This is a genomic window from Stenotrophomonas sp. 2YAF26, assembly GCF_052114625.1.
Lineage (GTDB): Bacteria > Pseudomonadota > Gammaproteobacteria > Xanthomonadales > Xanthomonadaceae > Stenotrophomonas > Stenotrophomonas indicatrix.
In genome coordinates this window covers 298,270-310,429 of sequence record NZ_JBFRFC010000003.1, presented here as the reverse complement: position 1 = coordinate 310,429, position 12,160 = coordinate 298,270, and the positions used below count along the sequence as shown (strand labels likewise).

Here is a 12,160-nt window from a genome sequence, read left to right as displayed (position 1 = left end):
GCCGTGAACCCATCCTTGGGGGCTTGGSCGCGSCATCCATGSCGCKKACACCCCCGCAACCGGACCCACCCCGCCTTCGRCAGWTYTCCGCGATCTGYCGGAATGGCATGGGCTGCTCTTGGTAGGTGTCGACCTTGGTCGACACAGTAGATCCACGCCATGCGTGGATGAATCCAAACGTGCCGACCAAGGTCCGCACCTACCGGGTCAGAGGCCCTGCATCAACGCCATCTGCGCCGAATGCGGGGCTTCGTCGTGGGCCGGTGCGCGCTTGTGGTAGATGCCTTCGGCATCCAGCTCCCAGGCGTTGAGGTTGTCGTCCAGGTAGTTCTGCAGCACCTCGCGGTACACCCGCTTGGCCAGCGCCGGGTCGAGGATCGGGAAGCAGGTTTCCACCCGGCGCAGCAGGTTGCGTTCCAGCCAGTCGGCGCTGGCGCAGTACAGCTCCGGTGCGCCGTCGTTGCCGAACCAGTAGACCCGGCTGTGTTCCAGGAAACGGCCGACGATCGAGCGCACGCGGATGTTGTCCGACACGCCCGGTACGCCCGGGCGCAGCGTGCAGGCGCCACGGATGATCAGGTCGATCTGCACACCCGCCTGCGAGGCGGCGTACAGCGCACGGATCACCTGCGCTTCGTTGAGGGCGTTCATCTTGGCGATGATCCGCGCTGGTCGCCCGGCCGCTGCGATGCGCGTCTCGCGCTCGATCCTCGCCAGGATCCCGGTGTGCAGGGTGAAGGGCGACTGCAGCAGGCGCTTGAGCTTCATCTTTGATGCCAGCCCGGACAGCTGCTGGAACAGCAGGTGCACGTCGTTGCCGATGTCCGCATCGGCGGTGATCAGGCTCAGGTCGGTGTACGCGCGCGCGGTACCGCTGTGGTAGTTGCCGGTGCCAAGGTGCACGTAGCGGCGCAGCTTGCGGCCTTCGCGGCGCACGATCAGCAGCATCTTGGCGTGAGTCTTGTAGCCGACCACGCCGTACACCACCTGCACGCCGGCTTCCTGAAGCCGATCGGCCAGGCCCAGGTTGGCCTCTTCATCGAAGCGCGCGCGCAGCTCGACCACCACGGTCACATCCTTGCCGGCGCGTGCGGCCTGGATCAGCGCGTCGACGATCAGCGAATCCTTGCCGGTGCGGTACAGGGTCTGCTTGATCGCCAGCACGTTCGGATCCAGCGCGGCCTGACGGATCAGGTCCAGCACCGCGGCGAAAGCGTCGAAGGGGTGGTGCAGCAGCAGGTCCTTGCGCGCGGTGGTCTCGAAGATGCCATCGCTGTCGCGCAGGGTGCGCGGTGTCATCGGTGGATACTTCAGGTCCGGCTGGGCGATCAGGTCGTACAGCTGGATGATGCGGTTGAGGTTGACCGGTCCGTCAATGCGGTACACCGCGTTCTCGGTCAGGCCGAAGTTCTGCAGCAGGGTGCGGACGATGTCGCGCGGCATGTCGTGGGCGATCTCCAGGCGCACCGCAGGGCGGTAGCCACGGTCCACCAGCTCGTCGCGCAGGGCCAGCGCCAGGTTCTCCACTTCCTCCTCATCCACTACCAGCTCGGAGTTGCGGGTGACACGGAACTGATAGGCGCCCAGCACTTCCAGGCCCGGGAACAATTCGTCCACGAAGGTGGACAGCACCGAGGACAGGAACACGAAGTTCTGCGGGCCGCCGAGTTTTTCCGGCAGCTGGATGATCCGCGGCAGCGAACGCGGCGCACGCACGATGGCCAGGTGGCCGGTGCGGCCGAACGCATCGGTGCCCTTCAGCACCACCACGATGTTCAGCGACTTGTTGAGGATCTTCGGGAACGGATGCACCGGATCCAGGCCCAGCGGCGACAGCACCGGCATGATCTCGTTGCGGAAGTAGGCGCGCAGCCAGCGCTTCTGGCGGTGGGTCCAGGAGTTGCGGCCGAGCACCCCGATGCCGGCCTCCATCAGCGCCGGGCGCAGCGTCTGGTTCCAGCAGCGGTACTGCTGGTCCACCAGCTCGGCGGCGCGCTCGTGGATGGCATTGAGGATGGCCTGCGGACTCATGCCGTCCGGTGCCGGCGGCAGGCCGAACTCCTGTGCATGGCGGACCGCGGCGGCACGGATCTCGAAGAATTCATCCAGGTTGGTGCAGGAGATGCACATGAAGCGCAGGCGCTCCAGCAGAGGCACCTGCGGGTCCATCGCCTGCGCCAGCACGCGGAAGTTGAAATCAAGCTGCGACAGTTCGCGGTTGATGTACAGCGCCGGGTCGCGCAACGGATCGCTGTCCGTGCTCACGGGGAGGGGGAGGGATCCGAGGCTGCTCATGGCGTCATTCTTCGAAGGAGGTCAGGGGGGCGGACTCACGCGGTCGCACGTGGTCGGCATCGAAATGGCAGGCGAACACCGAGCCCTTGCCGACCTCGCTGTCGATTTCCAGGCGTGCGTGGTGCAGACCGAGGATGTGCTTGACGATCGACAGGCCCAGGCCGGTGCCGCCGCTTTCGCGCGAGCGGCTGCTCGAGACGCGGTAGAAGCGTTCGGTCAGGCGCGGCAGGTGCGTGGCGGGAATACCGTAGCCGGTGTCACGCACCGCCAGCACCACGCCGTCGCCCTCGCGTCGGAACTCCACCGCGATGCGGCCACCGGCCGGGGTGTAGCGCACCGCGTTGGTGACCAGGTTGGAGAACGCGCTGTGCAGTTCCTTGGTCGAGCCCTGCAGGTCCACGCCGGCCAGGTCGTCGATGCTGATCTGGTGGCGGCCCTGGCTGTGCGCTTCGGCTTCGCGGCGCAGGGTGGCCAGCATGGGCTGCATGGCCACCGTCTCGGCCTCGCTGTGTTCCTGCGATTCGAGCCGCGACAGGGTCAGCAGGTCCTCCACCAGCTGGGCCATGCGCTGGCTCTGCTTGCGCATTTCTTCCAGCATCGGTCCGGTTCCCGGGAAATCCTCCGGGTCCATCATGTCCAGGTAGCCGTGGACCACGGTGAGCGGGGTGCGCAGCTCATGTGAAACGTTGGCCACGAAGTCGCGGCGCACCTGTTCCAGGCGCAGCAGCTTGCTGACGTCACGGGCGATCAACAGCCAGTAGTCGGACGAATAGGGAATCAGGCGCAGGTTCAGGCGGATCGCAGGATCGACCGGCGAGGGCACGTCCAGGATCGGTTCGGCATTGCGGCCACCGGCCAGCCAGTGCGCCAGCGGCATCGGCTGCAGGCGTTCGACCAGGGCTTCACCCAGATCGCCCGGATGACGCAGGCCGAGCAGGGCCGTGGCCGCTTCGTTGAACCACTGCACGCGCTGGCTGTTGCGGTCCAGCACCACCACGGCGTCGGGCAGCGCGGCCGCTGCGGCGCGATAGCTGCGCAGCATGTCCAGCAGTCGCCGCTTGCGCACGCGCATCTCGACCTGGTTGCGGTACAGCAGGCGGTCCAGTTCGTTCCAGACGCCGGTGCCTTCGGCGGCGGTATCCCAGCGCTGGCGCGCGGTCAGCCGGCGCAGCACGCGGCGCAGCCGCCAGTAGTGCCAGACCAGCGTCGCCAGTGCCGCCAGCGCGATGCACAGCCACAGGTGGCCAGTGAACCAACCGACCAGACCGGCCAACAGCAACACGGTGGCCACGGTGGCCAGTGTCTTCAACCAGGCAGAGCGGATGTGGCGGGGCATTGCGGTCTCGTCGTGGGTTGCGGCGGTTCACGCAGGTGAACCGGAAGTTATAGCAGAGTTGCCGACGCCGGCACGGTGGGGTGCACGGCGCCGGCACGACGAGGCTCAGGTTGCGGTGGAGAAGCGGTAACCGGCGCCGCGCACGGTCTGCACCATGTTCTCGGCGTTGAACGGTTCCAGCGTCTTGCGCAGGCGGCGGATATGCACGTCGATGGTGCGTTCTTCCACATACACGCTGCCGCCCCACACGTGGTCCAGCAACTGTGCGCGCGTATACACGCGCTCGGGGTGGGTCATGAAGAAGTGCAGCAGGCGGTACTCGGTCGGGCCGATCGGCACCGGCTGGTCGTTGGCGAACACGCGATGGGCGGCACCGTCGATGCGGATCGCACCCACCGCCACGCTGCCGTCCTCGTCATCGTCGCGGGCGCGGCGCATGACCGCGCGGATACGCGCCAGCAGTTCGCGCGCCGAGAACGGCTTGACCACGTAGTCGTCCACACCGGCTTCGAGGCCGCCGACGCGGTCGTTCTCTTCGCCGCGCGCGGTCAGCATGATGATCGGCACTTCGCGGGTGAGGGTTTCCTTGCGCCAGCGCCGGGCCAGGTCCAGGCCGCTGGTGCCGGGCAGCATCCAGTCCAGCAGGATCAGGTCGGGGACGCGGTCGGCGATGGCGGTCTGGGCCTCGCGGGCGTCACCGGCGTGGACAGGTTCGTAATCGCCCTTGCGAAGGGCGAAGGCGACCATTTCGCGGATCGCGGGCTCGTCATCGACGATCAGGATGCGTTTCTGCACGAGGGCACCGTAGGGCTCAGTTACTGGAGTGGTGCCAGTAGACTACGGTTTGATGACATGTTTGTGACTGCCTGGCCGGCATCTGGCATTGCTGCCATCTGCCGGTCATGCCGCACTCAGCGGCGGTCCAGATCCGGGTCCTGCACGCCCTGCCGGCGCAGCTCGAGCACGGTGGGCGTGATCGACTCGATCCGCGCATCCACCCGGGCCCGACCTACATAGTCCAGCGCGGGGTTGCGCTTGAGTGCCTGCAGCTGCATCAGGGCCTGTTCCGGGCGCCCGCCCAGGAACGCCGCCTCGGCATAGGCCTCGCTGGCGCGGACACTGTCGCCGGCCAGTTCACTGGCGCGGGCGTAGCGCTGCTGGAAGACCGGATCGTTACCGCTTTGCGACAGCAGGGGGCGCAGCATCGCCTGCGCGCGCTGGCCCGCGGCCTGGCCTCCTTGCTCGTTCAGGATCTCGGCGTAGGTCAGGGCCACCGGCCGGCTGTTGGGGTGTTCGTGCAGCAGCTGCTCGAAGCGCGCATTGGCCTGGGTGGATTGTCCGGTGCGCGATTCCGCTTCGGCCAGGGCCAGGGCGACCCACAGGCTGTCCGGGTGGGTCTTCAGCAGGTCGGTGAGGGTCTGCCGGGCCTGGCTGGCACCGCTGCGGCCACCGCGCATCGTGGCCAGCGCTTGGCCATAGCGCTGGGCGTCATCCAGGCCGTCCTTCTGCCTCCGCGCAAGATCGGCGTACTCGCGTTGCAGGTCGGCCGGGCTGTCGGCGCTGAGCACGCGCAGGCGCTCACGGGCCCAGTTGAAGTCGCCACTGGCGCCGCGGCTGAGCTGGCCGATCGGAACCCGCAGCACGCTGCCGGGCAGCAGCGGGTTGATGCCACGCAGCAGCGGATCGCCCAGGGTCGGGTCGGCGGGATCCACCCGCTCCTTGCGCTCGCCGCTGGGCGTACGCGTGGTCAGCAGCACCGTGTCCTTCTTCATCTGTTCGGCGCGGGCCTTGGCCTCGCTGATGCGGGTGGTGTTGACCGGGTGTGTGCGCAGGAAGTCCGGAACGCTGTAGCCGCCATCGTTGCCGCGCATCGCCGAGGACATGCGCTCGAAGAAGCCGGCCATCGCATCCACGTCGTAGCCGCTGCGCGACAGCGTGCGGATGCCCAGCCGGTCGGCCTCCGATTCGTTTGAGCGGGTGTAGTCGATCTGCCGTTGCTGCATCAGGCCCATGCCCGAGCTGATCGCGGCCATGGTCGCGTTGCCCGAGGACGAACTGTTGCTGGCCTGGGCGGCAACCACTGCCGCCAGCATGCCCAGCAGGATCGGGATCTGGTCGCGCTGGGCGCGCTCAACCCCGCGCAGCACGTGCTGCTGGGTGACGTGGGCGATTTCGTGGGACAGCACCGCCGCCACCTCGTCTTCGCGCTCGGCCGTCAGCACCAGGCCGGCATTGACGCCGATATAGCCGCCGAGGGTGGCGAAGGCATTGATCTGGCGGTCCTTCATCACGAAGAACGTGTAGGGCTGGCGCGGTTGGTCGCTGTTGGAGCCAAGGCGGGTACCCATGGTCTGCAGCCAGTCGTTGACCAGGGGATCGTCCAGCAGGTAGCCATAGTTGCGCAGCTCGCGCAGCATCATCGCGCCGTACTCGGCCTGCCGGGCCGGGGTCAGCAGTTCGCCCGCCGAGGAGCCGATGTCCGGCAGCTTCTCCTGGGCCTGCGCCAGCGGGGCGGCCAGGGCCAGGGTGAGGGCAGCGGTGAGCAGCAGGGGTCGCAAGCGGTCGGTCCTCGGGCAGGGTCTGCCCAGCGTGGCAGGGCAGGGGGCAACCATTCGTTAATCAATCCACAGTGTTGCGGGCGTGGCGTGGAAATTCCAGCGCACCGGTACCATATATGGACCGTCGATCCATCGTGGAGTTTCCCGTGACAGCCCAGTCCTCCGGCGCTACCCCCGCCATCACCATCTATTCCACCGCCGTCTGCCCGTACTGCGTGGCCGCCAAGAACTTCCTCAAGAGCAAGGGCCAGCAATGGACCGAGGTCCGCATCGACCTGGACCCGGTCGAGCGCGAGAAGATGATGGCCAAGACCCGCCGCACCAGCGTCCCGCAGATCTTCGTGGGCGACGTCCACGTTGGCGGCTACGACGACATGATGGCCCTGCATCGTGAAGGCAAGCTCGAGCCGCTGCTGGCCGGGCAGGGCCAGGCATGAGCGCGGCCGACGACGGCAGCAAGGACCGGATCGCCGAGTTCACCGACTTCCGCAAGCGCATGAATGAACGCATCCTGGGCGAGCCGAACCAGGTGGTGCGCCGCTTCTTCGCGCTGGATACGCAGACCTACCAGGCCGGCGCGCTGGACGTGAAGACCAAGGAGCTGCTGGGCCTGGTGGCCTCGATGGTGCTGCGCTGCGACGACTGCATCAGCTACCACGTGGCCCAGTGCAAGGACGCCGGCGTCACCCGTGAGGAGTTCTTCGAGACCTTCTCGGTAGGCCTGGTGGTCGGCGGCTCGATCGTGATCCCGCACCTGCGCCGCGCGGTGGACTTCCTCGACCAGCTGGAAGGTGGCGCCGCCGCCCCGGCAGCGCACGAGCACTGAGCCCGGCCGCTACCGCGAACCGGGCTCTCTGGTAGTGCCGGGCCTTCCCCGCGATCCAGCAGCCCAGGAGCCCCCTTGTTGTTCAAGGGCGCGCGGGCAATTCTGCCTGAGCCGGGGACTGGGACCATGGTCTATTTGGGGCCTCGGCCCCGGCTCAGGCATAATTGCGGGTGAAACTTCCTTTGCGCCGGCGTTTCCGGGCACGTCCGGACGGCGTTTTTCCCCCTGTTCGGAACATCGATCAATGACGCAGAAAATTACGGTCATCCGCGGCGACGGCATTGGCCCGGAAATCATGGACGCCACCCTGTTCGTGCTCGACCAGCTCAACACTGGCCTGGAGTACGAAGACGCCGACGCCGGCCTGGTGGCCTTGGAGAAGCACGGCGATCTGATGCCGGCGGTGACCCTGGAATCGATCGCGCGCAACAAGGTCGCGCTGAAGAGCCCGCTGACCACCCCCGTCGGTGGCGGCTTCACCTCGATCAACGTCAGCCTGCGTCGTCACTTCGACCTGTACGCCAACGTGCGTCCGGCCCACACCTTCCCGAACACCAAGTCGCACTTTGAAAACGTCGACCTGATCACCGTTCGTGAGAACACCGAAGGTGCGTACCTGGCTGAAGGCCAGGAAGTGTCGGCCGACGGCGAGACCGCGTTCTCCGGCACCCGCATCACCCGCAAGGGCTCCGAGCGCATCGTGCGTTACGCCTTCGAGCTGGCCCGCAGTGTCGGCCGCAAGAAGGTCACCGCCGTGCACAAGGCCAACATCATCAAGTCGACCTCGGGCCTGTTCCTGGCCGTGGCGCGCGAAGTCGCCGCGCAGTACCCGGACATCGAGTTCCAGGAAATGATCGTCGACAACTGCTGCATGCAGCTGGTGATGCGTCCGGAACAGTTCGATGTGATCGTCACCACCAACCTGTTCGGTGACATCATTTCCGACCTGTGCGCCGGTCTGGTCGGTGGCCTGGGCCTGGCCCCGGGCGCCAACATCGGCAAGGACGCGGCGATCTTCGAAGCCGTGCACGGCACCGCGCCGGACATCGCCGGCCAGGGCAAGGCCAATCCGTGTGCCCTGCTGCTGGCAGCGGCACAGATGCTCGACCACGTCGGCCAGCCGGAAAACGCCGAGCGCCTGCGCAAGGCCATCGTCGCCACGATGGAAGCCAAGGATTCGCTGACCGGCGACCTCGGCGGCACCGGCAATACGATGGGCTTCGCCAAGGCGATCGCCAGCCGCCTGTAAGCGGCGGCTGTCCTGCTGGGGATCGTCGCACGCAGATTCCCGCAGCGCTTCGGGTAGTTGCAGACGGGCCGTCCTTGTACGGCCCGTCTGCGTTTTGAGCTGCGCGTTCTTCACCGACAGGTTTTATGGATGTCTGAGACGGCTGTGTGGATCCTGGTGGCTGCTGCCGTTTACCTTCTGGGCGTGGCCATCTACTTCGTCTTCTACTGGCCATGGTCCCGTTCGCAGCGCGCGCTGCGCCGCCTGCGCAGGGAGGGGGCACCCGTTCGCAGCATGCGGCGGTCCGAGGAGCGCGTACTGCAGTTGATCGAGTTTCCGGCAGGGGCGCCGGTTCTCCTGCTGGAAGGGGCCTGCGCGGAATTCGTCATCAGGAGTGCCAATGCGCCTCCCCGCCATGTCCACACTCTGGCTGGCGTGCCGGTGAAGTATCCGGCGAGCCTGAAGCATGCCCTGCGCACCGGTAGCAATACCGCCGAAGTCGTGCTCGGGCGCGAGTACGCGATGATCGTACGGCTCAATGGGGCAAAGCTGACCTCGTAACATCGCCCAAGCTCGACGGTACGAAATGATCTGTGCGATTCGTGCACAGATCGTGTGCCGGCCGATGGCTGGTTCGTGCATTCAATGCTCCTCATCCTGTGCCCACTTTCCACCGCACAGGAGCTTGACCATGAACCTCACTGCTTTCGGCCTGGCCGGCCTGATCGGCATGGCTGCCACTGCACCGGTTGTCGCCGCCGAGCCGGTCCACCCCACCATCCGGCATATGGCCGGCGCTCCGGCCGTCACCTCGCTCGACGCAGCGAAGACCGCCGTGCTGGTGATCGACTTCCAGAACGAGTACTTCGACGCCAGCGCCGCGCCCGGTTTCGCCGGTGGTCGCATGGTCATTCCCGATGGTGTGTCGGCCCTGAGGCAGACGCGTCGCGTGATCGACTTCGCTGATGCCAACGGCATCCGCGTGATCCATGTGCAGCACGTACTGCCGGCAGGCGCGCCGCTGTTTGCAGAGGGCAGTGTCAACGCGGCATTCCACCGTGACATGCAACCGCGCAAGGGCGAGACCGTGGTGCCGAAGGACAACGTCAGCGTGTTCGCCGGTGCCTCGGCAGCGGCACTGGACAAGGTGCTGAAGGATGCCGGTATCGACACCCTCATCGTCACCGGGCTGCAGACCCATGCCTGCGTTGCCGGTGCTGCACGCGATGCTGCGGCGGCGCCGCGCGGCTACCGGGTGATCGTGGCTTCCGATGCCTCTGCCAGCCGTGATCTGGATCTGGCCAATGGCGGGACCATCGGCCATCGCGCATTGCATGAGGCATCGCTGGCGCAGATCGAGGATGCCTTTGGCGATGTGATGACCACCTCGGCGATTCTGGCCCTTCCGGTGCGCAAGGCAGGCAACGGCACTTGATAAGCTGGCGGGGTCCGCAGCCTGCGGGCCCCGCCGACTGGAGCGCGCTGCCGATGGACCATTTCGCCGCCCTGCGAGCCCTGCGCGCGATCGTCGACGCCGGCAGTTTCACTGCCGCCGCCGAGCGGCTGGGTACCACCCATTCGGCGATGTCGCGGCAGCTGCGTCAACTTGAAGAGCACCTGCAGGTGCGGCTGCTGGATCGCAACAGCCGGCGGCTGTCGCTGACCGAGGCCGGGCGCGACTACTACCGCGAGGCGGTGGCGCTGCTTGACCGGCTGGAGGCCGCCGATGACCGTGCGCGGGCCGGCCAGGCCCAGCCCAGCGGGCGCGTGCGGGTCAGCGTGCCACAGGTGGTCGCCAGCCAGGAGTTGCCGCATTGGCTGCCTGGCTTCCTGGCGCGCTATCCGCAGGTTGCGCTGGAACTGTCGGCCGACGATCAGCTCGTCGATGTGGTCGGCGGTGGCTTCGACCTCGCCCTGCGCATCGCGCCGTCCTTGCCTGACAGCCAACTGGTCGCCCGTGAACTGGCGCGATGCCCGCGCATCCTTGTTGCGGCCCCGGCCTACCTCGCCCGGTATGGACTGCCTCGACAGGTGGCCGATCTGCAGAACCACACGCTGTTGGCATTCAACCCGGTTGCGGCGATGTCCCCGTGGCAACTGCACGGGCCGCGCGCTGCCATCGTCAGCGTGGAAGCAGGCCAACGACTGCGCGTGGACGCCACGCCGGCACTGTATGCGGCCGTGCTGGCCGGCATGGGCATCAGTCTGTTCACCGCGCTTACGGTGCAGGAAGACCTACGCGCCGGCCGCTTGATCCGCGTGCTGCCCAGCTGGCACGGTGGCACGCGCTGCTATTTCGCGCTGTATCCCCATGCACGTGCGCTGGCGCCGAAGGTGCGCGCGCTGGTCGATCATCTGGCTGCGCATTACGCTGCAGCGTCGGGTGCGGCAGGGTAGTCGCACGGCAGCGGCAAGGAGTGGGGATGGAGTCTGTGTATCTGCTGGTCGCCCTGGGTGCGATCGTCGCGGGGTTCGTGCAGGGCCTGTCGGGTTTCGCGTTCGGCATGGTCGCGATGTCGTTCTGGGCGTGGGGGCTGGATCCCCGGCTTGCGGCGACGCTTTCGGTGTTCGGCGCGCTGGTCGGCCAGTTGCTGGCGGTGTTCACCGTGCGCCGTGGCTTCAACCTGCGCCTGCTGCTGCCGTTCGTGCTCGGTGGGTTGGCGGGCATTCCGCTTGGCGTGCTGGTGCTGCCGCAGCTGGACATGGTCTGGTTCAAGGCGCTGCTGGGAGGATTCCTTGCGCTGTGGTGCCCGGTGATGCTGATGGCGCGTTCGTTGCCACGGGTCACCGTTGGCGGCCGGTTCGGCGACGCGCTGGCCGGTATGGCCGGCGGTGTGCTCAGTGGCATCGGTGGCTTCGCCGGACCGGTACCGACGCTGTGGAGCACGCTGCGTGGCTTCGGCAAGGACGAGCAGCGCGCGGTCATCCAGAACTTCAACCTGGCGATGCTGGCGGTGACCATGGCCACCTATGTCGGTACCGGCATGGTCACCCTGCAGATGCTGCCGTACTTCGCCATCGTCGCGCCGGCGATGCTGGTGCCAACGCTGCTGGGAGCGAAGCTGTATGTCGGTATCAGTGAAGTGCGTTTCCGGCAGATCGTGCTGGGGCTGTTGACGGCCTCCGGCGTTGCCATGCTGGCCTCGTCGCTGCCGTTGCTGCTGTCCCGCGGGGCGGCGGGATGAGGGCTCAGGCGGGCCGCAGCATGCGGAAGCGTTGGTCGGCGGTGATCCGGAAATAGTCGGCCGGTCCGCCGCCGCGCAGGATGGTGTCGCTCGCTGCAGTGTCGTAGATGCCGTCGACGAGCAACCGCGTATCGATATGCACGGCGACCACTTCTCCCAGTACCAGCCAGCCATCGGTGTCATTGCCGGCCGCATCACGCAGACGCACGATCTGCGTGCAGCGGCACTCCATGCTCACCGGGCTCTGCGCCACGCGCGGCGGAGCAACCTGCTCCGAGGCCAGTGGTGTCAGCCCGGCCAGGACGAACTCGTCCACGTCTGGCGCGACTGCGCGGCAGCTCTCGTTCATTGCCTGGGCCAGGTCGAATGTGGCGAGGTTCCAGACGAACTCGCCGGTGGCTTCGATGTTGCGCAGCGAGTCCTTGCGGCCCTGGCTGCTGAAACCAATGATCGGCGGCGTGTAGTTGAACGCGTTGAAGAAGCTGTAGGGCGCCAGGTTCACATTGCTGTCGGCATCACGACTGCAGATCCAGCCGATGGGGCGGGGGCCGATGATGGCGTTGAACGGATCGTGTGGCAGGCGATGGCCATCGGCCGGGCGATAGCTGTGGAAGCGGGGAGGGGTGGGGTCTGCCATGGGCGTGTTTCCGCGGGAGTCGAGCGTGCTCGACGCTACAAAAAAGGCCGCGATCCCGACGGACCGCGGCCTTGTCGTTTACGGCATGGACTGGA

12 protein-coding genes are annotated in these 12,160 nt (G+C 67.0%); 7 read left to right on the top strand and 5 right to left on the bottom strand.

Going from position 1 to position 12,160, the window contains the following annotated elements; genetic code table 11:
• Positions 1-207: 207 nt before the first annotated feature.
• The 4 genes from ppk1 to AB4Y98_RS05540 all read right to left on the bottom strand — a co-directional run bounded on the left by ppk1 (position 208) and on the right by AB4Y98_RS05540 (position 6,243).
• Positions 208-2,295 (bottom strand): polyphosphate kinase 1, encoded by a 2,088-nt coding sequence (ppk1, locus tag AB4Y98_RS05555; RefSeq protein ID WP_312785686.1) that lies wholly within the window; start codon positions 2,293-2,295, stop codon positions 208-210.
• 4 nt (positions 2,296-2,299) lie between these two features.
• Positions 2,300-3,631, bottom strand: a complete 1,332-nt coding sequence (phoR, locus tag AB4Y98_RS05550; protein ID WP_442243929.1) for a phosphate regulon sensor histidine kinase PhoR — start codon at positions 3,629-3,631, stop codon at positions 2,300-2,302.
• A 105-nt stretch (positions 3,632-3,736) separates the two neighbouring features.
• On the bottom strand, positions 3,737-4,426 hold the full coding sequence (gene phoB, locus AB4Y98_RS05545; RefSeq protein WP_025878121.1) for a phosphate regulon transcriptional regulator PhoB: 690 nt from the start codon (positions 4,424-4,426) through the stop codon (positions 3,737-3,739).
• A gap of 116 nt (positions 4,427-4,542) precedes the next feature.
• Entirely contained in the window at positions 4,543-6,243 is a 1,701-nt protein-coding gene (locus AB4Y98_RS05540) for a M48 family metalloprotease (RefSeq protein ID WP_193601141.1), read from the bottom strand.
• 92 nt (positions 6,244-6,335) lie between these two features.
• Here AB4Y98_RS05540 and grxC point away from each other — a divergent pair, with 92 nt between their 5' ends.
• The 7 genes from grxC to AB4Y98_RS05505 all read left to right on the top strand — a co-directional run bounded on the left by grxC (position 6,336) and on the right by AB4Y98_RS05505 (position 11,428).
• Entirely contained in the window at positions 6,336-6,626 is a 291-nt protein-coding gene (gene grxC, locus AB4Y98_RS05535) for a glutaredoxin 3 (protein WP_442243928.1), read from the top strand.
• Positions 6,623-7,015 (top strand): carboxymuconolactone decarboxylase family protein, encoded by a 393-nt coding sequence (locus AB4Y98_RS05530; protein WP_005408260.1) that lies wholly within the window; start codon positions 6,623-6,625, stop codon positions 7,013-7,015. Before grxC ends, AB4Y98_RS05530 begins: the two co-directional genes overlap by 4 nt.
• 244 nt (positions 7,016-7,259) lie before the next feature.
• Positions 7,260-8,264, top strand: coding sequence for an isocitrate dehydrogenase (locus AB4Y98_RS05525; RefSeq protein ID WP_312107104.1), 1,005 nt, complete (start codon positions 7,260-7,262; stop codon positions 8,262-8,264).
• Between the two features lie 129 nt (positions 8,265-8,393).
• On the top strand, positions 8,394-8,804 hold the full coding sequence (locus AB4Y98_RS05520; protein ID WP_442243927.1) for a hypothetical protein: 411 nt from the start codon (positions 8,394-8,396) through the stop codon (positions 8,802-8,804).
• Between the two features lie 130 nt (positions 8,805-8,934).
• Entirely contained in the window at positions 8,935-9,678 is a 744-nt protein-coding gene (locus AB4Y98_RS05515) for a cysteine hydrolase family protein (RefSeq protein ID WP_442243926.1), read from the top strand.
• Between the two features lie 53 nt (positions 9,679-9,731).
• Positions 9,732-10,640, top strand: coding sequence for a LysR family transcriptional regulator (locus tag AB4Y98_RS05510; RefSeq protein WP_428703526.1), 909 nt, complete (start codon positions 9,732-9,734; stop codon positions 10,638-10,640).
• A 26-nt stretch (positions 10,641-10,666) separates the two neighbouring features.
• Positions 10,667-11,428, top strand: a complete 762-nt coding sequence (locus AB4Y98_RS05505) for a sulfite exporter TauE/SafE family protein (RefSeq protein WP_363730099.1) — start codon at positions 10,667-10,669, stop codon at positions 11,426-11,428.
• Between the two features lie 4 nt (positions 11,429-11,432).
• Here AB4Y98_RS05505 and AB4Y98_RS05500 read toward each other — a convergent pair whose 3' ends face one another.
• Positions 11,433-12,065 carry a flavin reductase family protein gene (locus tag AB4Y98_RS05500; RefSeq protein WP_394195947.1) on the bottom strand — a complete coding sequence of 211 codons (633 nt, stop codon included), beginning with the start codon at positions 12,063-12,065 and terminating at the stop codon, positions 11,433-11,435.
• Between the last annotated feature and the right edge of the window lie 95 nt (positions 12,066-12,160).

What these genes read in the sequence shown, in the direction of transcription:
- AB4Y98_RS05520 (WP_442243927.1), top strand. Translation starts at nt 8,394, where the DNA reads ATGTCTGAGACGGCTGTGTGGATCCTGGTGGCTGCTGCCGTTTACCTT.
- AB4Y98_RS05500 (WP_394195947.1), bottom strand. Translation starts at nt 12,065, where the DNA reads ATGGCAGACCCCACCCCTCCCCGCTTCCACAGCTATCGCCCGGCCGAT.
- AB4Y98_RS05510 (WP_428703526.1), top strand. Translation starts at nt 9,732, where the DNA reads ATGGACCATTTCGCCGCCCTGCGAGCCCTGCGCGCGATCGTCGACGCC.
- ppk1 (WP_312785686.1), bottom strand. Translation starts at nt 2,295, where the DNA reads ATGAGCAGCCTCGGATCCCTCCCCCTCCCCGTGAGCACGGACAGCGAT.
- AB4Y98_RS05540 (WP_193601141.1), bottom strand. Translation starts at nt 6,243, where the DNA reads ATGGTTGCCCCCTGCCCTGCCACGCTGGGCAGACCCTGCCCGAGGACC.
- AB4Y98_RS05515 (WP_442243926.1), top strand. Translation starts at nt 8,935, where the DNA reads ATGAACCTCACTGCTTTCGGCCTGGCCGGCCTGATCGGCATGGCTGCC.
- AB4Y98_RS05505 (WP_363730099.1), top strand. Translation starts at nt 10,667, where the DNA reads ATGGAGTCTGTGTATCTGCTGGTCGCCCTGGGTGCGATCGTCGCGGGG.
- AB4Y98_RS05530 (WP_005408260.1), top strand. Translation starts at nt 6,623, where the DNA reads ATGAGCGCGGCCGACGACGGCAGCAAGGACCGGATCGCCGAGTTCACC.
- phoR (WP_442243929.1), bottom strand. Translation starts at nt 3,631, where the DNA reads ATGCCCCGCCACATCCGCTCTGCCTGGTTGAAGACACTGGCCACCGTG.
- AB4Y98_RS05525 (WP_312107104.1), top strand. Translation starts at nt 7,260, where the DNA reads ATGACGCAGAAAATTACGGTCATCCGCGGCGACGGCATTGGCCCGGAA.